The sequence below is a fragment of the Arcticibacter eurypsychrophilus genome (assembly GCF_001730525.1).
In the GTDB taxonomy this organism is placed as follows: domain Bacteria; phylum Bacteroidota; class Bacteroidia; order Sphingobacteriales; family Sphingobacteriaceae; genus Arcticibacter; species Arcticibacter eurypsychrophilus.
Genome location: NZ_MDFN01000019.1, coordinates 1 through 24,136, shown reverse-complemented (window position 1 = coordinate 24,136; position 24,136 = coordinate 1). Strand labels below are relative to the sequence as shown.

General features: G+C 37.3%; 18 protein-coding genes. 8 read left to right on the top strand and 10 right to left on the bottom strand.

Annotated features, from left to right (window positions below):
• Positions 1-343: 343 nt before the first annotated feature.
• On the top strand, positions 344-1,114 hold the full coding sequence (locus BFL47_RS11595) for a glycosyltransferase family 2 protein (RefSeq protein ID WP_069659965.1): 771 nt from the start codon (positions 344-346) through the stop codon (positions 1,112-1,114).
• Between the two features lie 18 nt (positions 1,115-1,132).
• Complete coding sequence (locus BFL47_RS11590; protein WP_069659964.1) at positions 1,133-2,335, top strand: glycosyltransferase; 1,203 nt, start codon at positions 1,133-1,135, stop codon at positions 2,333-2,335.
• On the opposite strand, the gene BFL47_RS11585 is transcribed toward BFL47_RS11590, so the two are convergent.
• The 5 genes from BFL47_RS11585 to BFL47_RS11565 form a co-directional block, all read right to left on the bottom strand.
• Entirely contained in the window at positions 2,332-3,186 is an 855-nt protein-coding gene (locus BFL47_RS11585; RefSeq protein ID WP_069659963.1) for a glycosyltransferase family 2 protein, read from the bottom strand. The two genes, BFL47_RS11590 and BFL47_RS11585, sit on opposite strands and share 4 nt — an antisense overlap.
• 11 nt (positions 3,187-3,197) lie before the next feature.
• Positions 3,198-4,712: an O-antigen ligase family protein gene (locus tag BFL47_RS11580; protein WP_069659962.1), complete on the bottom strand. Its 1,515-nt coding sequence runs from the start codon at positions 4,710-4,712 to the stop codon at positions 3,198-3,200.
• Positions 4,713-4,848: 136 nt separating this feature from the next.
• Complete coding sequence (locus tag BFL47_RS11575) at positions 4,849-6,045, bottom strand: glycosyltransferase (RefSeq protein ID WP_069659961.1); 1,197 nt, start codon at positions 6,043-6,045, stop codon at positions 4,849-4,851.
• On the bottom strand, positions 6,042-8,222 hold the full coding sequence (locus tag BFL47_RS11570) for a GumC family protein (protein ID WP_069659960.1): 2,181 nt from the start codon (positions 8,220-8,222) through the stop codon (positions 6,042-6,044). Before BFL47_RS11570 ends, BFL47_RS11575 begins: the two co-directional genes overlap by 4 nt.
• A complete protein-coding gene (locus tag BFL47_RS11565; RefSeq protein WP_069659959.1) occupies positions 8,223-8,906 on the bottom strand; it encodes a TolC family protein in 684 nt (227 codons plus the stop codon). It abuts the gene before it with no gap.
• Positions 8,907-9,258: 352 nt separating this feature from the next.
• Between BFL47_RS11565 and BFL47_RS11560 the strand changes: the two genes are divergently transcribed.
• From BFL47_RS11560 to BFL47_RS11550, 3 genes are read left to right on the top strand one after another with little or no spacing between them, the layout of a single operon-like run.
• Complete coding sequence (locus tag BFL47_RS11560) at positions 9,259-12,585, top strand: Ig-like domain-containing protein (RefSeq protein WP_139125811.1); 3,327 nt, start codon at positions 9,259-9,261, stop codon at positions 12,583-12,585.
• On the top strand, positions 12,586-13,521 hold the full coding sequence (locus BFL47_RS11555) for a PorP/SprF family type IX secretion system membrane protein (RefSeq protein ID WP_069659957.1): 936 nt from the start codon (positions 12,586-12,588) through the stop codon (positions 13,519-13,521).
• A 5-nt stretch (positions 13,522-13,526) separates the two neighbouring features.
• The gene (locus BFL47_RS11550) at positions 13,527-15,650 is read left to right on the top strand and encodes an OmpA family protein (RefSeq protein WP_069660027.1); all 2,124 of its coding nucleotides are present in this window, start codon (positions 13,527-13,529) and stop codon (positions 15,648-15,650) included.
• 12 nt (positions 15,651-15,662) lie between these two features.
• Here the strand turns inward: BFL47_RS11550 and BFL47_RS11545 are convergent, their stop codons facing one another.
• Together BFL47_RS11545 and BFL47_RS11540 are read right to left on the bottom strand one after the other, a co-directional pair.
• On the bottom strand, positions 15,663-16,748 hold the full coding sequence (locus tag BFL47_RS11545; protein WP_069659956.1) for a sugar transferase: 1,086 nt from the start codon (positions 16,746-16,748) through the stop codon (positions 15,663-15,665).
• 4 nt (positions 16,749-16,752) lie between these two features.
• Positions 16,753-17,136: a response regulator gene (locus BFL47_RS11540; protein ID WP_069659955.1), complete on the bottom strand. Its 384-nt coding sequence runs from the start codon at positions 17,134-17,136 to the stop codon at positions 16,753-16,755.
• A gap of 280 nt (positions 17,137-17,416) precedes the next feature.
• On the opposite strand from BFL47_RS11540, the gene BFL47_RS11535 reads away from it, so the two are divergent.
• Complete coding sequence (locus BFL47_RS11535; RefSeq protein WP_069659954.1) at positions 17,417-18,706, top strand: citrate synthase; 1,290 nt, start codon at positions 17,417-17,419, stop codon at positions 18,704-18,706.
• Between the two features lie 66 nt (positions 18,707-18,772).
• Here BFL47_RS11535 and BFL47_RS11530 read toward each other — a convergent pair whose 3' ends face one another.
• Positions 18,773-20,044: a NupC/NupG family nucleoside CNT transporter gene (locus BFL47_RS11530; RefSeq protein WP_069659953.1), complete on the bottom strand. Its 1,272-nt coding sequence runs from the start codon at positions 20,042-20,044 to the stop codon at positions 18,773-18,775.
• Between the two features lie 46 nt (positions 20,045-20,090).
• Entirely contained in the window at positions 20,091-20,690 is a 600-nt protein-coding gene (locus tag BFL47_RS11525) for a bifunctional nuclease family protein (RefSeq protein WP_069659952.1), read from the bottom strand.
• 68 nt (positions 20,691-20,758) lie between these two features.
• Here BFL47_RS11525 and BFL47_RS11520 point away from each other — a divergent pair, with 68 nt between their 5' ends.
• Positions 20,759-21,094 (top strand): tetratricopeptide repeat protein, encoded by a 336-nt coding sequence (locus BFL47_RS11520; RefSeq protein ID WP_069659951.1) that lies wholly within the window; start codon positions 20,759-20,761, stop codon positions 21,092-21,094.
• Positions 21,087-22,310, top strand: coding sequence for a chromate efflux transporter (gene chrA, locus BFL47_RS11515; protein ID WP_069659950.1), 1,224 nt, complete (start codon positions 21,087-21,089; stop codon positions 22,308-22,310). Before BFL47_RS11520 ends, chrA begins: the two co-directional genes overlap by 8 nt.
• On the opposite strand, the gene dnaB is transcribed toward chrA, so the two are convergent.
• Positions 22,307-23,878 carry a replicative DNA helicase gene (dnaB, locus tag BFL47_RS11510; protein WP_069659949.1) on the bottom strand — a complete coding sequence of 524 codons (1,572 nt, stop codon included), beginning with the start codon at positions 23,876-23,878 and terminating at the stop codon, positions 22,307-22,309. The two genes, chrA and dnaB, sit on opposite strands and share 4 nt — an antisense overlap.
• Positions 23,879-24,136 lie beyond the last annotated feature (258 nt).

Below are 24,136 nucleotides of genomic sequence, written 5' to 3'. Positions count from 1 at the left end.
AATGCCTTATTCATAATTTTATCACTACACTAAACAGAAACAAATGGGGCATTATGAGTAAATTATGTATAAAAATGTATACTTATATTCCTTTATGTACTCAATATTTAACTCTATGTTAAGTTGAATGATAATTCATAAAAAAGTTTTTACCATTAGTCAATAGCTTATAAGCATAAAAATAAAGAAATCCCAAGCGATTTAATAATGACAAATAAACTTCATACTAATGTTAAATACTCTGCTATAAACATTAGTTTATAAAAGGTAATTTCAAAGGAATAAAAAGAATTAACTTAGTTGTCTGGTGAAGTACCCTTAATCTAATTTTTAACTTGTTTAAATGACTAATAAATTTCCAGGTGTAACTTTATTAATTACCCATTATAACCGGAGCAACTCTTTAGAGCGTCTTCTTAGAAGTTTCCAAAAATTAGATTGTATTTTTGAAGATGTTGTAGTTTCTGATGATGGCAGTTCTGCAGAACATCAGGAGTATCTCAAGAAACTTCAGACCGAACTATCTTTCAGACTTGTAACAACTCCTGTAAATAAGGGTCTTGGTAATAATTTAAATAAAGGCCAGGATGCCGTATTAACGCCTTATACCTTATATGTGCAGGAAGATTTTGTTCCAACAGAAATTTTTTCAGTACATTTTAAAGATGCTTTGGATATCATGAAAGAAAGAAGCGACTTTGATATCATCAGATTTTATGCTTACTCTCCTTATCCTTACCTGAAAGACTTCAAAAAAGGCTATTCCGAAATGATGATCAAACCCTGGTATACCGATTACGGCAAAATCTATTACTATAGCGATCATCCTCATTTAAGGAGAAGCGACTTCTTTAAAAAGGTCGGGCGGTATACGGAAGGTATAAAAGGAGATCGTACTGAATATAGAATGTGTATTTCCTTTATTCAAAATAAGGGGAAAGGATTGTTTTTTAACGCCTTTAAAACCTTGTTTACTCAAGATAATTCGGAAGCAGAACCGAGTACAATGAGTAGAAAAAGCTGGACCACAAGCAAGAATCCCTTAATTTTTGCTATTCGATATGCATACAGACAGGTCAGGTACAATTTTGATCTATTATTTGCTAAGTATTAATTTTTTATCCTAATTAAAATGAACTTCGTCTTCGTTAGTCTTCAACGTATCAATACAGATCGGGAATCGACATCAACCAGTCTTGCCAAGGAACTCTCTAAAGAGCATCGTGTTTTATATGTTAATCCGCCAATTGACCGCCGAACTTGGTATTCCAAAACGAATGACATCTTTACTCAATCTCATATTCAAGATATAAAGAATAAAAAAGTGGGTTTAGTTAAAGTAACTGAACATCTTTCAGTATTAAGTCCCGAAAAAGTAATAGAGTCTATTAATTGGATTCCTTTTACCGCAGTGTTTTCTTTATTTAACCGGATAAATAACAAAAGATTTTCCTCTTGTATAAAAGAGGCCATACAAGAGTTAGGTTTCGAATCCTTTATTCTTGTAAATGATAAGGATATGTTCCGTAGCTTTTATTTGAAAGAGCTATTAAGACCTGCTCTTTATGTGTATCTGGATCGGGACTATACTATTGGATTTGGTTATTGGAAAAGACATGGTCCTACACTTGAGCCTTTACTTATGAAAAAGAGTGATGCAGTGGTATGCAATTCACTAGATTTCACCAAGAGAGCTTTGACTTATAATCCAAACAGTTTTTATATAGGAAACGGTGCCGATCTGGAAGTTTTTGATCATACCAGGTCATGGGAAAAGCCAGAAGAACTTAAAACATTCAAAAGGCCTGTAGTTGGTTATGTGGGAGCATTGAATTCGATGCGCATCAATATTAATCTCATAGGAACTATTGCCAGAAAAAGGGCTGACTGGGATTTTGTATTTATAGGGGAGGAAGACGAAAATTTTATAAAAAGTGATTTACATACTATAAGTAACATCACATTTTTCAAAAAGAAGCATACTAATTTAATTCCTGCCTATGTTAGATATTTTGATGTATGCATCAATCCTCAATTAGTTAATGAAATTACTATCGGAAATTTCCCATTAAAAATAATTGAATATTTAGCGATGGGGAGACCTGTTGTGGCTACCGCTACCAATACTATGAAAGAGGTTTTTAGCGCATATACCTATCTTGCTATTACAGCTGATGAATACATTGAAGCTATTGAAAATGCAATGAAACTGGATAGTCCTAATTTACAACAGGAAAGAATCAAGTTTGCACATACCTATAGCTGGCCTTCAGTGGTAAAGATCTTTCTGAAATATATTAATCAAGTGGCTAAAGACAAAAACATACCAGTTTAATCCTCGTTAGAAGATGTTTTGGTATCATGGGCCTTTTCTCCTTTGAGCATACTGAATGATCTTTTAATTTCACGTAGCACTCTATTTTTTAATGCGTTAGTAAAACTACCGTCTCTTTCTAGTGTACGAGGACCTGTCCATGGTCTGGCTTTAGCTGATTTAACTTGTTCAATTTTACCATATTGCATCATGTCAAAAGCTAAACGACCATCATCTCCTCTAACATTAACCATAATAAATCCTGCCCTTAAACCAAATTCTTTTACATATCCCATACTTATTCCATAAGCATTCAAGTAAGGGCGTTTAATATGACGATATCCGGCTATGACGTCTTTCATTTTCTCTAGCAAAAAAAGTTGCCACCTTGGATAACCAAGCTCGGGAATAAAGGAATATCGGCCATAAACACATGCAGTACCTGGTTTTTGCAATACTTTCATCATCTCATCTACCCAGGTATCAGGATATAGACAATCTGCATCCGCCAGAAGAATATACTTTCCTTTTGCTTGCTCCTGTCCCAATTGACGTGATGGCCCACAACCCTGTATTTCCTGAAATAACTTCTTAACATGCAGTTTGTCTAGTGTTACTTGGGTATGGTCCGATGAATTATTATTGATCACAATTATTTCTAAAGGAATGCTGGTTTGCATACGAGAAAGCGAGTACAAACAACGTAGAATATTAACTTCTTCATTATAGGCAGCAATAAGAATGGTAATGAGAGGATCAGCTCCTTGAATATGATCTAGTTTTTGGTTTACCTGATCAAATATATCCTGAGGAATTTGCGCATAATCAGTATATGGTAAATTAACTTTTTCTATCCAATAGGGTATATTCATAATTTTACTCTTTACGAAAAATTTGGGGAAAGGTTCTTTTTTTGTTTCTCGATATCCAGCCTTTTAGTTACCGTTATTATCGCTGTAAATAAATAGAAATAGATATTGGAAGGAAATTGTACAATAGCTTCCTGCGGATAATTCCCAACAGCAAATGCAAACAGAATAATGGTCATAGCCAGACAGTAAGACCTGAGTTCCAGATCCTTTATAGAAAAAAAATTATTTATACCCGTTTTGATAATAATTACCATCAGTGTGCATATCAGGAATAATCCTATTGATCCGGTTTCTACCGCTGCACGAACATATCCACTATCAGGAGGAAATTTAGCAAGCATGGAATGAGGAGAAAATCGTGTACCCCATACACCCGTTGCCCCGAGTCCTCCACCTAAGGGGTGTGTTTGTATAAATGGTTGTATTCTTTTTTGATTTTCCTTTCGTACATTAAAGGATGCATCTTCGGATGGTTGGAAAGCAGATTGAAATCGTCTTATACTTGGGCTCGAGCTAGGGGTAAATATCAGTAAAGCAAAAAGTACTGCTCCTATGCTACTGACTATGATTACATTTCTATTCAAATTAACAATAACTAATAGAACAAGTGCAACAGGAACCAGAACGTAAGCACCACGGGTTCCTGAAAATAACATGGCTTGAAGAAAAATACAAGCCATTATACTTAGTATTAATTTTTTCCAAGTTTTAAGAGGACTGAAAAGCATACTGATACAAAATAGAGCAGGCGCAACCATGTTGTAGGCAAATGCAACTGGATCTGAGAAAATGGAAAACTTCCTCCAATGTCCGTTTATAAAGTATAATGCTTTTACACGAGGATCTGACAACGCTCTTTCCTCTGATGCTGAAAAACCAATAAACTCCTGCTTAAAGGCATAAAAAGCACCAAATAACGCGAGCAATAACCATAGTTTTAGTATTATTTTCAAAAAAGGCAAACTTCGTATATTATAACTGAATATGAAGTACATGAGCATGACAGCTGCAACTGCACGGATGGTATATAACCAAGCCAGTCGTGATTCTGCAGCTGGATTGCCGATTTGCATAATATTATAGCCTACCCAAATTAAAACGATAACACCAATCGGCTCTTTAAATAAACTCCAATCAGATTTCTTTTTTTGAATAATAAAAAAACCTAAGATTAGAAGCACCTCAATGCCATCCATTACCGTTCCTAGAGGAAAGCTTGATATGAATCCATAGATCCACATGAGGAAATACGCGCCGATAAGAATTATAATGATACCAATTTGAGGAAACCTAACGATACAGAAAATAGTAGGCAGCCCAATTATAACAATTAATATCAGGGAAACACCAGTAATCCCGGATTTATCCATTACAAAGGAAAAAGCAATAGCAAACAAAGACAAAAAAATAAGTCCAGGAATATTAGTCAGTTTTTCAACTATAAAAATTCTCTTAAGATAAACGCTAAGTTTTTCATCTCTCCAACTTCCCTTTATTTTTTTCAAGTTCAGCTTAATGTTTTCCATTAGAGAATCATTATTTTGACGAAGATGAAATAAATGATCGCTGCAACAAACGCAATGGCTACTTTCCTCAAGATATTCTGCCGTTTTAAAATTCTTTTTTTAACTTTTTTTTGATCTGGAATTACTGGGTCAACTCTCATTTTACGTCATTTATATCGTCAATAGAATGAGTATGATAGTGTTTTGTTGCTACAGAGGTCTTGTTTGCTTTCCTGCTTTTCATTAAAGACACAATCTGGTAGAACATAAAGTTGGGTATATTCACAAGTGAATTGTAGATACGCTTATCAGTTGATGACTTTTGTAATGCTATATAAAAGCCTAAAACAAAAAGGATAAAGGCTACCAGCCATATTAAAGATGACACAGGACTAAACCATAAGTCACAGATAAAGCAAATTCCCGATCCTAAAATAAATAAAAACAAAGGCGGCCGGAGTAGTACTAAACCGAAAGTAAACTGATTGGAACTGAAATTCTGAATACCTTTTCCCATTATGGTAAAACCTAAGCTGAAATACTTAAACCAGGTATTAATCCATCTGGAACGTTGCTGAACGAGCTGATCTGAACGGGATGTCTTTTCATCATATACAATAGCCATTTCCGTAAAAGCAATTCGAATATCTTTCAACACAATTATAGATTGCAATACTTTATCAAAGCCTGCTCCGCTTACCTCTTTATTCTCCAGACAGTCACGATAAAGATCAACGGTAAAAGCCATCCCAGATCCGGATAGTGTAGCAGAAGACCCTAAACCGAATAAAACCTTTCCATCATAAAAATGATAGTAGATGTCACGGGCGGCATCCAGGCATGAATAGGTAGTATCCAAATTTTTAGCTTCCCTAAGACCTTGTACCGCTTGAAATCCCTGATCAAAACAGGTATTTAGTTGATTTAAATATTCAGGATGAACAAGATTGTCGCTGTCGATTATGGTTAAGCGGTCGTGTTTACGAACAAAACGATCAATAGCATAAAAGTGTGATTTCACATTACTAGCAAGCGTATCAACCGGTCTTAATAGGATAACTCTCGGATCATCAAACCGTAAAGTGGAAATATCACATTTATCAGCTACGATGTAAATGATATAATTTGAATAGTTTAACTTAAGAATAGAGGTTACAACAGCACAGAGCGTTTGAGTTTGTTCATAGGCAGTGATGATAATAGCATAATCAGCTTCCGATCTGTTTGGCGATTGGTTTGCTATAATGGAAGAGGCCTTACGGTTCATCCATATAATATACAGCAAAAGCGGCAAGATCAGGTTATACCCAACTAATACCTGAAAGAATATCCACATTGTACTTATCATACTCATCCGTTCTTGCTACTTTTAATTCTCTTTCGAGTAGATAAGGAACTCTCTTGTTTGTTAAATACCCAACCTGTAAATTGATCACCAAGAGATGTCAGGTAGGCTATATCATTCAATTTTTCATCATTCAAACTTTGTCTTGCTTCAAAAACAGCTATAACATTACCTGCAAAAATGAGCCATTCTTTACTTTGATTCATTTTAGATAGTGGTGCTGTTTCTATAATGATCAGATCAAAGAGTTCTTTTAATTGATTAATTTTTAATTTAATCGTTTCTGAATCTGCTATTTCTAAGGGAGAAGTATCTGCGCCTTTGTTAGCCAAAACGGTGACAGATTGGTCCGTTTGGAGTTGACTCAGTTCTGTTGTCCCATTTAAATAATCCTCAATATACATGGAAGTATCTAATGATTTGCTGATTCCAGGATTAGTAAAATTCCCATCAATAATTAATACCTTTTTATTCGTCATCTTCCAGGCATGTGCCAAACTAAGGGCTAAAAGTGTCTTTCCTTCGAACTCCTTCATACTCGTTATGGCAATCACACCGTTTTTGATCTCTTTGTCTATTTCAAAGCGTATAGAACGCAACTGGTCCTTGAACTGGTTTATACTATCAGAGGAAGAACTATTCCATATTTCATTGAGATCCACTACTGACCCTTGTATGGTGTTCAGTCCGCCTAACACTGCCACACCTGTTTTATTTGCAAGCTCCTTCGGCGAACTAATGGTATCATCAAGAAAGTAAAGAATAAATAATACAACGAGACAAAATATAAAAGTTACAATTCCACTTATGATGACCAACAGCATTTTCTTTGAAGGCTGCGGTAATCCGGGCATTGCAATCTGAACCTGATTAATTTTAATAGCGAATCCCGATTCCATACTACTCTGATTGAACTTTTCTAAAGCATCCAGGTATTCTTTGCTTGAAATATCAACCTCTCTTTCTAATGATTGAACTTGGGCCTCATGCGGAACCATTTTATCAAATTGCGCGTTCAAGCTCAATAGTTCGTTTTCAATGGAATTCATACTATACCTGGAAAGATCAAGTTGAACTTCTAACTGTAGTTTTTGTTGAATTAACGCCTGTTTAGCAGCTAATGGACTATTGATATATTGATCTGATGACTGATTGATCTGAGAGGTCAAAATGCGTTGTACCGAATCTATTGATTCTTTATAACTGGGTTCAAAGTCGTTCTGAATATATAAATCGTATAATGATCGTAATTCTTCCTTTGTGGATAATAAGCGCTGGTTTATGCTTGTTAATGTAGATTCTAAATATTTACGATCCTTTGGATCAAATCGGGCATCAATTTCATTTACAGCTCCTGTATTTGATGCAATATCCTTTAAAATGCTTTGCTTTTGATCATTATAAGTAATTATTTGAGCGTAAAGCTGACTGGACTGCTCCTCCAGATTTAAAACTCTGTTTTTGATTTTATAATCACGCAATGCATTCACATTAGAATTCATGGCGGCTCTTTTTTCAACGAGCATTTTATCCAGAAAAGTATTTGCTTTTCTCTGATTTTGCTTGATCAGAAAAGTATAATACTTAATAAACTCTTCGGTAAGCGAATTAACAATAAAAGCTGATAGCTCTGGATTTTCAGTGTCAGCTTCTACCATAATAAAGTCACTGTCTCCAACCCGGTTGATCCGTACATTATTCTTTATTGATTCACTGTCATAGCCAATGGCACGAAGAACATTATAAAGTTTGACTTGTTCATTTTCCCAGAGATTTAACCCTTGCGTTTTATTATACTTGTCCTGAAAGGTACTCAATACTTTTTTAAGCTCTTGCTGATTATAAACTTGTAATTCGGTAGGAATAGGTCTGAATGACTTTTTCGCACTTATTTCATGAATGATCAATTTATAAGATACCTGGTCAAGAATCTTTTTCAACCGCATTACTTCCATCAGATTTGCAAATGCCTGACTTACTTCACTCCAGCTTTTGCCAGTGGCTTCTCCAGTTAAACTAGATTGTGTATTGTCCACAATACCCGTTGCTATTTGCGTTTGCGAAACGTATGAATTAGGCAAATTTCTAACCAGGAAGTATGTAATGATTACTGTAATGGCAGGAACGATGATCAGAATGAGACGATGTTTCTTGAGCAGCCTTAAAAATCTATTAATTTCTTCCATTTATTTTATTTCTTCCAGCTTCTTTGCCAGTAATGCTTCCAATGTAACCTTTGCTGCTATTAAACTTGTTTCTGCTTGTATACGGGTAAGATATGCAGTTGATAGCGACATAGATGCATTATTATAATCCAAAAATGTTATTTCACTCCTCTCATATTTGATCTTCATATCCTTGAAAATACTTTCAGCATCCAATACAATTTTGTTTTGTAAACGAAGGCCGGAAAGACTTTGTAAATAAAGCAGATACCGGCTTTTTACATCACTCTCTAATTGAAGATCATAAGCCTCTTTAGTTAAATAAGATATTTTTACCTGCTCTTTCGCAGTTTTAATATTAAAGGGTATTTTAAACAGTGTACCGGGATTGAGGGATACTCCAAACTGATATCCTGTCAATAATTGCGGATTCACAATATCGACTGAACTACTGTTTGACCGTGCTAAATATGAAAAAGTGAATGAACTTACCCAAGATGTTTTTTCTCCGTTCAGCATATTTTTAGCGATGTTAACCTGGTGTTCAAACACTTTTCCATTAGGATTATTCTCCTTTGCTACGGCCACCAGTTTCTCCACATATACCGCGGAATAATCTGCCATAATGGTTTCCTGTCCTTTCAAAAGGTTACAGATTAGAAGCATTTGTACTAATATGATGATCGATGATTTTTTAATAATCATTGTTAATTTTAGAAGGATTAAATTATTTTATTCATCCGCATTACTGAGGATTTGAATTATGCTAATTTATAAAGAAGCAGTGATTTCTTGCTATATTTTCACATATAAATATGTGTAATGATGTAGAACATATGACCCAAAACGAGAAATCAATTATAAAAAGGCTCTTATTGTGAGAACTGTCATTTAAAAATGTGATTAAAATTAACTTAAAGTTTGCACGTTTCAACTATTATACACCATTAAATGCCTATTTTGTAACAAAATCACACAATGGCGTTATTATTGAACTACATTACTGCACACAAATTACGCACCTAAACAAAATCAAATCGTTTTAAATAATTAATAAGTGAAAAAAAATTACCCGTTATTTATGGCAATCATTGCGTTTGGGCTTCTGTTAGCGCAACCTGCAAAAGCACAATTTCCATACATCGAAAGCTTTAAAAATAGCACAGCTCCGGGTATCAATTTCGGTGGAGCTCCTAATGCATTTCTAACTGCAGCTCCTGGAACTGGAATAGGAGGGGCTAGTGTTGACGCCGCAGGGAATGGTTATCTGCGTTTAACTAATAATACTAAAAATCAAAAAGGATATATATACAGTACAGCAAGTTTCCCTTCTTCAAAAGGTCTTTCAGTTGAATTCGAATATTTTATCTATGGTGGAACAGGTGCTGATGGGATCTGCCTATTTTTATTTGATGCTACCGCCAGCCCTTTTGTAATTGGTGGTTTTGGTGGATCCTTAGGATATGCTCAGATTACAACAACAACTCCTGTGTCCCCGGGTGTATCAAAAGGATACATTGGAATTGGATTAGATGAATTTGGTAATTTCTCCAATCCGACAGAAGGAAGGCAGGGTGGATCAGGAATGCGACCAGGTTCAGTTACTTTACGAGGAAAAGGAGATGGGGTTGCACTTACAGTTGGTAATTATCAGTTTCTGACAAGTAAAAAAACAGCAGATTTAACCTTTGCTTTAACAGATGGAGGTACCACACGTAGTCCTGATGCCAGCTCTACCGGTTACCGAAAAGTTTTTATTAATCTGGTTCCAAACGTAAACGGAGGATTTAATGTTACTGTACGCATTACAAGAGGGGGATCTACTCCGCAAATCACAACCGTAATTGACAATTATTACTATCCTGAACTGGCTCCACAGAATTTAAGTTATGGATTATCCTCCTCAACTGGTGCAAGCACCAATTTTCATGAAATTAGAAATGTATTTATTGATGTAATCAGCAAGAATGAATTAGTAGAGCCTTTAGCTAATCCTGATAACTTAACTTTGTGTTCAGGCAAAGTGGCAACAGTAGATGTCACTGCGAATGATGCAACTAAAAACATTGGGGGTATTATCAATAAAGTTTCCATAGATCTGGATCCTTCAACTGTTGGGATCCAAACCACCTATACTATAGCTAATCAGGGTACTTTTTCTCTGAATAGCGATGGAACTGTATCTTTCACTCCTATATCTTCCTTAATAGGCACAGTAACTAGCTATTATACTGTTAAAGACAATTTTGGAATAAGTTCTAATCCTGGAATAATAACGTTGAATTATGTAGCCATACCTGTGCAGCCTAATGCAGGAAAAGATTCATTGATTAATATTATAACGGGTGCAGGTAGCTATATTTTACAGGGAAGTACTCCGGGCACAAATACGGGAACCTGGACCCAGCTCTCTGGCCCTGAAGTAGCTACCATATTAAGTCCTAAAATTTATAATTCTTTGGTTAATAAATTGACAGGTGGCGTTTATGTATTTCGTTGGACTATTTTGTCGCCTGGAGGATGTGAATTATCGGATGATATAAAATTAACAGTAAACAGAAGACCTGTGGCTGTTAACGATACAATAACTACCGCTTTGAATACATTTATCTACATTCCCGTATTGGCGAACGATACAGATGAAGATGGCAACATTACGATCGATAAAAGCAGTATTAGCATTAAGTCTAATCCTTTACATGGTGTTCTCCTGGTTGACCCGGTTACAGGATTGATCTATTATCGTCCTAATGATGCATACAGCGGCTATGATTCTTTTGTGTATACAGTTAAGGATAATTTTGCCTTGGAATCAAACATTGCTACGGTTACTATCGCAGTAAATATTAAACCTGAGGGCTCAAATGATAACGCGTTTACATATTCGAACATTCCTGTCTTAATACGAGTACTTGATAATGATAGAGGACGTGCAGGAGCAACTGTTTTTAAACTATCGAATCCACTCCATGGTACAGTTGTATTGGAAACGGATGGAACATTCACCTACACGCCTATTTCCGGCTTCAGTGGTAAAGATTCGTTTACCTATGTCATACAAAATCTTCAAAATCTAAAGTCTGACCCTATCACTGTGTTTATCGACGTCATCCCAATAGGCAGTGCAGATGCGGCTACGACAGCTAGTGATACCCCAGTAACTATTACGGTTAAAGATAACGATCTGAGTAAAACAGGAACTACTGTACAGCCGGAAACGAATCCTCTGCATGGAAGCATTGTGGTTGGTGGGACAGGAATCATTACTTACACACCGGTAGCAGGTTATACCGGAACTGATGTATTTACGTATACGCTCATTACTCCCGAAGGACTGCAATCTACACCTATTAACGTTACGGTTACGATTACAGGACTACCCCCGATTGCTCCGGCCATAAAGGTGAACGTCCCTTCAAATGGTAGTGCTATTATCAATATTCCTTTACCAACAGGTAGTTTTGTCACAATCACGACTCGGCCAACTCATGGTACGTTAACCACTGATCCAATTACTGGTAAACTAATTTATACTCCTGAACCTGGATATAGTGGTCCGGATGAATTTGAATATATTGTTACAGACGGCGCAGGCAACCAATCCGTGCCAGGAAAAGTGACGATCACGGTTAATATTCCTGCTAAAATAGGTTTAGCTAAAGCGCTGACATCAATTTCTAAAAACCTGGATGGAAGCTATGCTATCAAGTTTACTTTTACAATTGTCAACTATGGTGATTACCGTATTGACCGTTTAAGTCTAACGGATAATTTGCTGACTGCTCTTGCAGGAAATCAATTTAAGGTATCCGGCATAGCCGCTTCAGGAAGTTTACTCATCAATAGTAGTTTTAATGGTATCACCGATCAGGAACTGCTTTTAAACACCAGCTCCATTCAACCTCTATATAAAGAAACCGTAGTGGTTGATCTGGTTGTTTTGGTGACAACAGATGAGACTGCTTTTTTGAACAGGGCTTTAGTAAAAGGGGTTTCCGTACTTGATGGTGCAGAAACTGCAGATCAGTCAACTAACGGATTGTCACCGGATTCTCAGATCTCAGGAGATCCGACTCCTTCTGATCCCACTCCGTTTACACTGGAAAATAAACCCCTATTTATTCCTGGTGGTTTTTCTCCCAATAACGACGGGATTAATGATAATCTGATTATTCAAAATACACTTGGTAAAAAGGTAGATATTGAAATCTTTAACCGCTGGGGAAACAGGGTTTTCAGGTCGAAAGAATATCAGAACACATGGAATGGAAAGTGTACGGAAGGAATTCATATTGGTGAGGATGTTCCTGTGGGCACCTACTATTACATCGTTGTATTGGATAATAAGGAAAAGAAAGCGGGATATCTCACAATTAACAGATAAATGAAGAGGCTTAAAAAATTAGTAGGGGCGCTATGCTTGCTTGGATGTGCAATCTCTGTGGATGCGCAGCAAAACGCGATGTACACGCAATATATGTTTAACACACTGGCAATAAATCCTGCTTATGCAGGAAGCAGAAATGTGGTTTCGGCCACTGCATTACACCGCAGTCAGTGGTCTGGCTTAGAAGGCGCTCCCAAAACAACATCTTTCACTATTGACGCTCCATTTAATAATAAAAAAGTGGGTCTGGGTTTGCAGCTATTAAGTGATAAACTGGGCATTACTTCGACAACGGGTGCTGCACTAAGTTATGCATACAGGATCAGAATGGCTCAGGGCTCCCTGGCTTTTGGGATTCAGGGAAGTGCGGTTCAATACCAGGCTAATTATACTGGTGTTGACCTGGGAAACTCCGGTGCGTACGATCCTGCATTTTCAGAGAACATCAATAAATTCTTATTCAATTTCGGAACGGGTGTGTATTATAACTCTGATCGCTTTTATATAGGCCTGTCTGCTCAGGACTTATTGAACTCCCGAATTACAGCATATGAGGCAGCGGATGATACTACCGGCGGGAGTTTAAAAAACATGCATCTTTTCTTTGCTACAGGTTATGTGTTCAAAGTGGATGATAATTTAAAGCTGAAGCCTTCTCTGTTAATCAAGGGTGTTAAAGGGGCTCCTTTGGAAGCGGATCTGAATGCCATGCTCTGGATAAAAGATGTCGTTGCTGTAGGAGCACAATACCGCACAAGTGCCGACGTGGCAGGTATTCTTGAGATTCAGGCTAGTCCTCAAATCCGAATAGGCTATAGTTATGATCATAGTGTGACCCGTTTAAGAAACTTCAATACGGGCAGTCATGAAATTATGATCAGGTATGAGTTTGGCTTTGAACGTGGTAAAATTTTATCTCCAAGATATTTTTAATGATTATGAAGTTATCCATGCGTTATCTGATTTGTTTTTATATTCTCACAACTTTCGTGATCAACACTGCTTTTGCTCAATCCTCTCGGGATAAATTGATGCTGCAGGCAACTTCTGATTTTCAATCTTTAAAATATTTGAACGCCATCGCCAATTTAGAAAAGGTCTTAGCTATTGATTCCGGCAATGTTCAAGCACTGGAAATGATTGCATTTAGCTACCGGCAAACAAAAAAATATCCGGAAGCTTTAACTTGGTATGAGAAACTGAGTAAACAAAAACCATTGAAACAGGAATGGGTATTGTACTATGCAGAGGCTCTTGCTAATGCGCAGCAATATGAAAGATCGGAAAACTGGTATCGCGCCTATTTAAGTATGGTTCCATCAGATAAAAGAGCTTCTGCTTTTGCCCGCTCAAACACGGGTTCATTATCGCCAAACAGTGAGTTCTGGAAAGTAGCCCTAACAAACCTAAATACTTCGGCTTCGGAATATTCACCTGTATACTACAAACAGGGTCTTCTCTTTAATAGCAACAGAGCAATGGGTGCAACCATTAAGAAGGTTTTTCCCTGGGATAATACGCCTTATACAAACTTATTTTACATTGCAAAGCTATCAGACATAGGTGATGTAAATTCTGATGCAATCGGCAGTAATAGGGCCGATTCTAAAAATTCAAGTGTATACAATGATGACGATACTGCACCTACCAGTAATGATAGCAGGACGCTAGGCCAATACAATTCTTCCTTTTATTTGGATTCATCAGGAACAATGATGCATCCAAATCGTAATATCCACCTCTTGAAGGGAAATGTAAATACCCGATTTCATGAAGGTCCTGCTGCTGTATTCCCTGATGGCTCACTTATTTTTACCCGAAATAATTATTATAAAGGGACCGCAAAAAAGAGCAAGACCGGCATTAATAAGTTGAAGTTGTATCTGGCCACAGGAAAGAATCTGGACAAGATAACTGAATTCCCATACAACAGCAATGAATATTCAACAGGTCATCCTGCATTGACCGCAGATGGTAACATCCTCATTTTTTCATCCGATATGCCCGGAGGTTTTGGTGGAACGGATCTATACTATTCCGTTCGCTCAGGGACACAATGGACAAGACCTATAAATCTGGGAAAACAGATTAATACGGAGGGAAACGAACAATTTTCTTCTCTTTCCAAAGATGGCACCTTATTCTTCTCGTCAACCGGACATGCTGGTTTAGGAGGTTTGGATGTTTTTGAAGTGATGTTGAAGGATATGAAACCTCAGTATAACCCAAGAAATTTGGGTATGCCTATCAACTCATCTAAAGATGATTTTGGCTTGATCAGGTCCGATGATGGTAAAAGTGGCTATTTTAGTTCCAACAGAACTGGTAATGACAACATCTATAATTTCAGTCAGGCTACATATCGAATTTCACTTGAAGGATTAGTTACTGATGCAAGGACACGCATTGCGCTCGCAGGGAGCCGGTTACTATTGAAAACACTAGATAGAATTGATACCATTACGGCTAATTCAAGAGGGGAATTTAAGTATAACCTGAAGAAGGAAACTGATTATGAGGTTACTGCTCAAAAATTAGGATATATCAGTCAAATGGTTTTTACTACTTCGGTGGGCATTACTACAGATTCTGTTATACGCTTGGATATGAAGCTGAATAAAACGGAAAGCCTTCAGCAATATGTAATTAATAACTGCGACTCGCTAAAACGTGTTTTCGCTGTGGATAACATTTACTATGATCTTGACAGGGATGAAATACGTTCCGATGCAAGACCTTCACTGGATGCTTTAGCGGCCTTGATGAAAAGACATCCCGAAATGACCGTGATTACTTCAAGCCATTGCGACAGTCGTGCTTCTGAAGGATATAACCGTAATCTATCGCTTAGAAGAGGTGGATCAGCAAAGAATTACCTGGTATCAAAAGGAATAAGCGGGAGCAGGGTAAAAATAGAATATTATGGTAAAACACGCTTGGTGAACCGCTGCTATGATGGTGTGGTGTGTTCGGAAGCTAATCAGCAACTGAACCGTCGTACTGAATTTGATGTTATTATAAATGGAGTGAACCTCACTCAACAGAATTGTAATGACAGGTAAAAAGAAAAGGGATTAAACCTTTTCTTTTTGCAACAATGCAGGAAATGTTTTTAACAGAATTTTTAAGTCTAACCAGAAGGAATAGTTAGATGCGTAAAAGTTATCTAACTTCTTTCTTTCGCGTTCAGACATGTCAGCTTTCCCCCGTTTGCTAATTTGCCATAAACCGGTTAGTCCGGCAGGACCAAGAAAGCGTGTTGTCCATTCATTGGAAGTAAGCATCTCCGCCTCATATAATGGCAATGGACGATTTCCAACCATTGACATGTCCCCAACCAGTACATTAAAAAGTTGGGGAAGCTCATCAATACTAGTCATCCGGATGAACTTACCCAGTTTTGTAATTCTAGGGTCGTCTTTAAGTTTGATAAATGCAGATTTCCCCTTTTCGATATCGGTATATTGATTTAAAGCAGATAGCATTGTCATTTCTTTATCAGCACCTGTACGCATCGATCGGAATTTATAGAAGTCAAAGATCTTATATCCTGTACCTACCCGTTTACTTTTATATATAGCAGGTCCTTTTGATTCGAAAAGAACACATGCGGCTACAACAAGAAATAAGGGAGATAAAACTAATAATGCAGATCCGGAAGTAATAATGTCAAAGATTCTTTTATAAGCCGGAAGTGTATACCGAACATCCACCCTCCCTGACAACTCTGTTAGTTTTGGTTTAATCAGCCTGAACTTTACCAGGAATTGCAATCGCTCACAAAGATCTTCAACAGGGAAAGGGTAACTATAAAAATCATGAATCTTCAGTGCCATAGCCTTTGCCCTCCACTGCTTGTTGATAAAGGCAGATAATAGAACAATAATCATACCTCCTAAAAGAGGATTTTTCTTGATATTCGAAATAACATTAATCCAGTCACCCTTAAAATCTGCTTCAATCAACAGAATATCAGGTAAAGTGAGTAAGGACTGATCATTTAGGAACTTTTCAAGATTTTTAATGTTCAAATCATTTGAATCAAGTGAGAACTGGTTGGACAATTCACCGGATAAATAATCTCTCAGTTCTGTACCCGCATACAATACCCGTGCATGGATGCCTGATTGCGGTAAGTTTAATGTGGATATAGATACCATCGTGCTAATTAATTGAGGTGGGAATTATAAGTAGTTTAATGATTTCTGTTTTTAATGCAGTTGGATTGAATGGTTTTTGAATATACGATTCTGCCTTATGTGACATCCCTTCTGCTACACTGTCCAGATCTTCGGCACCCGAAAGAAGAATAACAGGAATGTCACGATAATAACCACTGACTTTTAGATTACGAACGAATGAACTACCATCAAAATAGGGCATATGCAAATCCGATATAATTAATGCAGGTGTGTTCCCGTCTTCCAACCAACTAATTGCTTCAATACCGCTATTCTTAATGATCAGATCATAGTCTTTAGCTAATACAAAATTCAAAAGCTTTAAGATACTTATCTCATCATCAACTATAAGTATTTCTTTTTTCATAAGCAGGATAATTAACCTTTGTATTTACTTTCTAGCCTTCTACGAGTCATAAAACAAAAGGTTGTATAAGTTTTGTTTATAAATATACACAATTATGTTACATTAAAATTCACAAATATGGTATATTGGTAAAATCTTTAGAACAAACATTTACATACTTTCTCAAAAAATGCAGTTTTAATGTAAATTCAAATTATCAAAAAAATTACATTACATAATCATAATTAACTTTGAGGATATTCATATTTAATTATTTTTGCGTTGCAACATCCAAAATAATATGTCAGAAAAAGCTACTTTAAACCTAGGTAATAAAACGTACGAGTTACCAGTCGTTACTGGTACAGAAAATGAAAAGGCTATTGATATTTCAAAGCTTAGAGATCAAACCAGTTATATTACATTGGACAGTGGTTTTAAAAACACAGGATGTACTAAAAGTGCGATCACTTTTCTGGACGGAGAACAGGGTTTATTAAAGTATAGAGGTTATGCTATTGAAGATCTCGCAGAAAAATCAACTTTTATAGAAGTTGCCTATTTGCTTATATATGGCAATTTACCTACTCAGGCAGAAACAGATAACTTCAAGCTTCAGATCAGCAAGCATACCCTTTTGCATGAGGATATGAAGAAGTTCTACGACGCCTTTCCTCCAAAGGCCCACCCAATGGGTCAGTTGTGTTCTTTAGTAAGTTCATTGTCCGCTTTTTCACCCGAAAGCTTAAATCCAAATCCTTCTAAGGAAGATATTGATTTAGGAATCATTAAACTGATTGCTAAAATGCCGACCATCGTTTCCTGGATCTATAAAGGTTCATTAGGGGAGCCATTCATATATCCCAAAAGCCAGCTTGATTACGTAGCTAACTTTATGAATATGACTTTTGGTCAGGTTACGGAAGAGATAGGAATTGATCCTGTAGTAGTGAACGCATTGGATAAATTACTTATTCTACATGCTGATCATGAACAGAATTGTTCTACTTCTACCGTTCGCATCGTCGGATCTTCCGGCTGTAACCTACCAGCATCTATTTCCGCAGGTATTTCTGCTCTATGGGGACCACTGCATGGTGGCGCAAACCAGGCAGTAATAGAAATGCTTGAGTTGATTAAAAATGACGGAGGAGATACCGAAAAATGGATCAATAAAGCGAAAGATAAAAACGATCCTTTCCTATTGATGGGCTTTGGTCATAGGGTTTATAAAAACTTCGATCCAAGGGCAAATATCATTAAAAAAGCATGCGATAAGATCCTGGATAAATTAGGTATCAATGATCCCATATTAGAGATTGCCAAGAAGCTGGAAGATGCAGCTTTGAATGATCCTTATTTTGTTGAACGTAAGTTATATCCAAATGTGGATTTTTACTCCGGAATCATTTACAGGGCACTTGGTTTTCCAACCGATATGTTCACCGTGTTATTTGCATTGGGACGTTTACCTGGTTGGATTGCGCAGTGGAAAGAAATGAGAGAGAATAAAGAGCCTATTGGAAGACCCAGACAGGTTTATGTTGGTGAAGTAAATAAACAATTTATTCCTATTGCTGATAGAGTATAAAGTAGTAAAGCGCATAAAAAAAGCCGGCTTAATTTCATAAGCCGGCTTTTTTTATACGCTTTACTATTAGCCGATTAAGATCCCAGCAATAGTGGCAGAAAGATAAGAAGCTAATGTTCCGCATATTAAAGCCTTTACACCTAATTTGGCCAGATCAGATCTTCGTTCCGGAGCTAATTCTCCAATTCCACCTACCTGAATGGCGATAGAACTAAAGTTTGCAAAGCCACATAAAGCAAAACTGGTGATTACCAATGTTTTGGGTTCTATAACTCCTTGAACTTTAACAAGGTCTAAATAAGCAACAAACTCGTTTATAACCATCTTGGTACCCATTAGCGATCCTGCAGTATGAATATCTTTATATGGCACACCCATTGCCCAGGCAAAGATTGAAAATAGTGCACCTAAAATTTGATTTAAGCTTAAATGATTGATGTCTATTCCTACAAATGAAAGCGACAAACCAATACTGCCCAGCATAGAGCCAATTCCTCCCAGTACATAATCTACCAGGGCGATGATTGCAATAAAACCAATTAGCATAGCAATTACATTTAGGCCCACTTTTAGACCGTCACTGGCTCCATGCGATATGGAATCAACCAGGTTAGCACTCGTTTTTTTAATCTCCAATGATACCGCACCTTTCGTTTCTGATATTTCAGTTTCAGGCCATACAATTTTTGAGATCACCAACGCTGCCGGAGCCGCCATGATGCTGGCTGCTAATAAGTATTCGGCAGGAACACCAAATGAAATGTAAATGGCCATCACGCCACCGGCGATACAAGCCATACTTCCTGTCATGGAGGCCAGTAGCTCAGACATGGTCATTCCTTTTAAATAAGGTTTAATCATGATTTGAGCCTCAACCTGTCCAACAAAAGCACTGGCAATATTAGACAATGCTTCTGCTCCTGATACACCCATAAGCTTGTAAACACCAAAGGCGAGCACCTTCACGATCCGTTGCATAATACCCAGGTAATAGGCCACGCTAACCAGTACAGCCACAAATATTATGGTGGGTACGATGTTAAAAAAGAATATCGTATTTACGCCAAAAGCAGTATTAAGCGCAAGCCTGCTTGCTAAAGGACCAAAAACAAAATCTGCCCCTGCATGAGAGAAATCAAGAATCTTGGTCACGCCTGCTCCAAGCCAGGAGAAAATTAATTTTCCTGCGGGAACTTTAAGAATAAAAACAGCCAGAACAAGCTGAATGGCTATACCTGAGAAAACTAAACGATAATTAATTGCCTTACGGTTGTTAGACATTAAAAAGGCAATGGCAAAAATTAGTAGTATACCAATCAAGCCGGTGAATCTTTCCATTTATTATTTGTGTGTGATTGTTTTATGTTGTGGGAATTTGAATAAGCTATGAAGACTTTCTTTTGGATAACTCATCTCTTATTTTTACTGCTTTTTCATAGGCCTCCTCTAATAAGGCTTGCTGAAGTTTCTCTTTTAGCTCTTCTACGCTAAAGGAAGAGTATCCTTGAGGTGTTGCTTCTGGTTTATCTTCAGCCGTGTTCGGATCAATGTTTTCTAAAAAAACAAAATCATTTCCCTCAATCATGATCCCTGCAGTGGCCAAAATGAATTCATATGTATGTATAGGACATTCAAAACGAACGGCAAGAGCCACTGCATCTGACGTACGTGCATCAATTTCATGCAGATGTTCTCCATCACTACAGATCAACTTGGCATAAAAGATTCCGTCGACCAAATTGTAAATAATTACTTCTTGTACATTGATATGAAAAGATAATGCAAAGGACTTAAACAAGTCATGAGTAAGAGGACGGGTAGGTGTCATCTTTTCAATTTCAACAGCAATAGCTTGAGCCTCAGACCCCCCAATAATAATAGGAAGGCGTCGTCTACCGTTGACTTCCCCCAAAACCAAGGCGTAAGCGCCAGATTGAGTTTGACTATACGATAACCCTACAATATCTAATTTTATTTTTTTCATTCCGTTTACCCTTAATCGCCTGTTTTGTTTTATTTTGCAAAAATAGATTAAAAAAGCATTTAATTACAATGAACAACGACCGATTACAAAAGCTTTTAGCTTTTTTGGATAATGATCCTGTTGACCCTTTCATAAAATATGCTCTTGCAACTGAATATATGAAACAAAAAGATCAGAAACAAGCTCTTATTTATTATGAAGATCTTTTGAAGAATAATGAAAATTATGTGGGAACCTATTACCATGCAGGAAAATTATATGAAACGATGGGCAGACCTGCAGAAGCCATAAAAGTATATGAAAAAGGAATGGCTATAGCAAAGATGGCTAATGATATGCATGCGTTTTCGGAGCTGCAAACCGTATATTTATCGGTAACAGGGCCAGATTACGAGAATGATTAAGCTTAACGCAAAGAAAATTTTATTCCTGAGAGATGTAACACTATTTACGTTCACAGCTTTTGGTGGGGCTCAGGGTCACTTAGCAATTATGCTCAAAGACTTTGTCATGAAGCGGAGGTATATTTCCGAATCAGAACTTTTAGAACTGAATGCCATGACCATGGTGCTTCCAGGACCATCATCCACGCAGACATTGGTCGGAATTGCATATAAAGTAGGGGGGTTGTGGTTATCCATTTTGACCTTTCTGATATGGGTTTCTCCTTCAGCAGCTATATTATGTGGTATTGCTACCATGTATTCTTTTCTAGGGGCTAAAAATGAGTTCAATGAGGTAATGACTTTTATTCAACCTATTGCTGTAGGAATTGTAGGGTCTGCCGCAATCACTTTAGGACTTAAACAGCTCAAATCCAAACTTTCCCTATGGCTTGCTTTCTCAGCAGTAGTAGCTACCTTAATTTTAAAAAATGCGTTTGTTTTCCCTATTCTAATTTTGTTAGGAGGCATCATATCCTCAGCTATTGAGGACACACAGGAAGAACCTAACCTTCAGAGCAACCTGTTTAAAAACATCAATCAGAAAAAGATTTTTTACTTTTTAGGTATTTTGCTTCTTTTTGCTACCCTTGGAGCTATTATTAATCAAACATCTCCCTTTAGTTTACCAATAAGGCTCTTTGAAAATTTTTACCGAAACGGCATTATTATTTTTGGTGGAGGACAGGTTCTTGTTCCTTTGATGTTTACGGAATTTGTAGAAATGAAAGAATACCTTACTGCCGACCAGTTTCTAAGTGGTTATGCTTTTCAACAGATCTTGCCCGGACCAACCTTCTCATTTACCTCTTTTGTAGGTACGATGGCGATGCAAAATTCAGGAAGTGGACTTGGCGGACAGATTATGGGAAGCATTGTTGCAACTTTAGGAATCAATTTGCCAGGCGTAATACTGGTACTCTTCTTTGTACCATTCTGGAATGATTTAAAAAAGATAGGAAGCATCAAAAGATCACTATCAGGGATAAATGCAGTGGCTGTAGGTTTTGTGATTGCAGCCTTTATTTTCTTACTTCAACCTTTGCTAAGTAAATCTTCTTCAAATGCACTCTTCGACCTGTCAATCGTTAGTGCGACCATGTTGATTTTACACTTCACCAAAATAAGAACCCCTTGGCTAATCTTAGCAGGCTTCCTTTTAGGTCTCCTGATTTAAAAAGGTGCCTCATCCTCCATATCATCCATTCTTGATGGTCTAATGATGAAGTTTCCGGGCTTGTCAAAGTCTGCAGAAGGAGCCATACCCGCAAACTGATCATTGCTTTTAGCAGGTGAGCCAGCACCAAAATCATCTTCTAAATCGGTAAACTTTACGTACTTACCTATAAAACGAAGTGGAACTGTACCTGTTTCTCCATTACGATGCTTCGCTATAATCACTTCACCTACGCCAATTGTTGACCGCCCTTCTTCATCTTCGGTTAGCCCATAATATTCAGGGCGGTATAAAAACAGTACCATGTCGGCATCCTGTTCAATTGATCCGGACTCACGTAAATCGGATAACATCGGCTTTTTATTTGCACCGGGGCGACTCTCTACAGCTCTACTTAACTGAGAAAGGGCAATTACCGGAACGTTAAGCTCTTTCGCAACAGACTTCAATGCCCTGGAAATACTACCGATTTCCTGCTCACGATTTCCACCTTTTCCTTCTCCTTTACCATGCATCAGCTGTAAATAATCCACAATGACCATTTGTATGTCGTACTGAGCTTTTAATCGACGACACTTCGCTCTGAATTCAAAAATATTTAACGCAGGGGTATCATCTATAAATAAAGGAGCTTCAGTTAAGGTACCAATTTTTGAGTGCAACTGCTGCCATTCCCATTCAGCAAGACTTCCTTTACGTATTTTTTCCTGTTCAATCTCTGTTTCTCCGGAAATTAACCTGTTGACCAGCTGAACAGAGGACATTTCTAATGAAAACACAACTACTGGTTTATTGAATTGAACAGCGGCATTACGGGCGCAGCTTAGCACAAACGCTGTTTTACCCATTGCCGGACGAGCAGCTATAATAACAAGATCCGATGGCTGCCATCCTGAGGTGATCCTATCTAAGGCGGTGAACCCAGATGGAACACCAGTTAAACCGTCTTCCTTATCGCGCAATTTTTCAAGAGAATCCAATGATTCACGAATGATATCATCCATTTTTCTTGAATCACGTCGCAAGTTATTCTGCGCAATATCAAACAGGTTTTTTTCTGCATGATCTAATAAATCAAATATGTCTGTCGTATCTTCATACGCGTTCTGAATGATCTCTGTAGAAATTCTGATTAGCTCACGCTGTATGAATTTTTGGGATATGATTCGGGCATGGTATTCAATATTAGCAGCCGAAACGACACGATTTGTCAGTTCTGTTATATAATAAGCACCTCCAACAATCTCCAGTTCTCCTTGTATTCTAAGCTGTGAGATGACGGTTAAAATATCAACAGGAGATGATTTTTGAAATAAAGTGGAGATGGCCTGAAATATTTTCTGATGAGTTTCTTTGTAAAAAAGCTCAGGTTTTAGAATATCAATAACGGCGGAGAGTGCATCTTTTTCGAGCATTAAAGCACCAAGAACAGCTTCTTCAAGATCAATAGCCTGAGGAGGCAGCTTTCCAAGGCTACTCACTGTATTTGTAAGACGAGTTCGCCTGTCTGTACCAGTACCGCTTTTCCTCTCCGAAGTAAATCCTCCATTCTCCATTTCTAAACTCATACCGCAAAAATACACAATCACGTTGTGTAATGTGGTATACAACGAATAAAGTCATTCAAATTTTTATATACATTGTCGAGCACTATAGTTTAAGTATTGTCTACAGAATGTTCAAATTAATACTTCAGGACTACAAATCCAGCAGTATTGGCATATTTAAAATATGAATTCGATGTGTATAACTACTTCAGGACTATCATTGGGCACTGAGAAAGGAAGGGAAGGACTCTGTCAGATCCTAAAATAACTATACACTTG

What these genes read in the sequence shown, in the direction of transcription:
- BFL47_RS11595 (WP_069659965.1), top strand. Translation starts at nt 344, where the DNA reads ATGACTAATAAATTTCCAGGTGTAACTTTATTAATTACCCATTATAAC.
- BFL47_RS11590 (WP_069659964.1), top strand. Translation starts at nt 1,133, where the DNA reads ATGAACTTCGTCTTCGTTAGTCTTCAACGTATCAATACAGATCGGGAA.
- BFL47_RS11585 (WP_069659963.1), bottom strand. Translation starts at nt 3,186, where the DNA reads ATGAATATACCCTATTGGATAGAAAAAGTTAATTTACCATATACTGAT.
- BFL47_RS11580 (WP_069659962.1), bottom strand. Translation starts at nt 4,712, where the DNA reads ATGGAAAACATTAAGCTGAACTTGAAAAAAATAAAGGGAAGTTGGAGA.
- BFL47_RS11575 (WP_069659961.1), bottom strand. Translation starts at nt 6,045, where the DNA reads ATGAGTATGATAAGTACAATGTGGATATTCTTTCAGGTATTAGTTGGG.
- BFL47_RS11570 (WP_069659960.1), bottom strand. Translation starts at nt 8,222, where the DNA reads ATGGAAGAAATTAATAGATTTTTAAGGCTGCTCAAGAAACATCGTCTC.
- BFL47_RS11565 (WP_069659959.1), bottom strand. Translation starts at nt 8,906, where the DNA reads ATGATTATTAAAAAATCATCGATCATCATATTAGTACAAATGCTTCTA.
- BFL47_RS11555 (WP_069659957.1), top strand. Translation starts at nt 12,586, where the DNA reads ATGAAGAGGCTTAAAAAATTAGTAGGGGCGCTATGCTTGCTTGGATGT.
- BFL47_RS11550 (WP_069660027.1), top strand. Translation starts at nt 13,527, where the DNA reads ATGAAGTTATCCATGCGTTATCTGATTTGTTTTTATATTCTCACAACT.
- BFL47_RS11545 (WP_069659956.1), bottom strand. Translation starts at nt 16,748, where the DNA reads ATGGTATCTATATCCACATTAAACTTACCGCAATCAGGCATCCATGCA.
- BFL47_RS11540 (WP_069659955.1), bottom strand. Translation starts at nt 17,136, where the DNA reads ATGAAAAAAGAAATACTTATAGTTGATGATGAGATAAGTATCTTAAAG.
- BFL47_RS11535 (WP_069659954.1), top strand. Translation starts at nt 17,417, where the DNA reads ATGTCAGAAAAAGCTACTTTAAACCTAGGTAATAAAACGTACGAGTTA.
- BFL47_RS11530 (WP_069659953.1), bottom strand. Translation starts at nt 20,044, where the DNA reads ATGGAAAGATTCACCGGCTTGATTGGTATACTACTAATTTTTGCCATT.
- BFL47_RS11525 (WP_069659952.1), bottom strand. Translation starts at nt 20,690, where the DNA reads ATGAAAAAAATAAAATTAGATATTGTAGGGTTATCGTATAGTCAAACT.
- BFL47_RS11520 (WP_069659951.1), top strand. Translation starts at nt 20,759, where the DNA reads ATGAACAACGACCGATTACAAAAGCTTTTAGCTTTTTTGGATAATGAT.
- chrA (WP_069659950.1), top strand. Translation starts at nt 21,087, where the DNA reads ATGATTAAGCTTAACGCAAAGAAAATTTTATTCCTGAGAGATGTAACA.
- dnaB (WP_069659949.1), bottom strand. Translation starts at nt 23,878, where the DNA reads ATGAGTTTAGAAATGGAGAATGGAGGATTTACTTCGGAGAGGAAAAGC.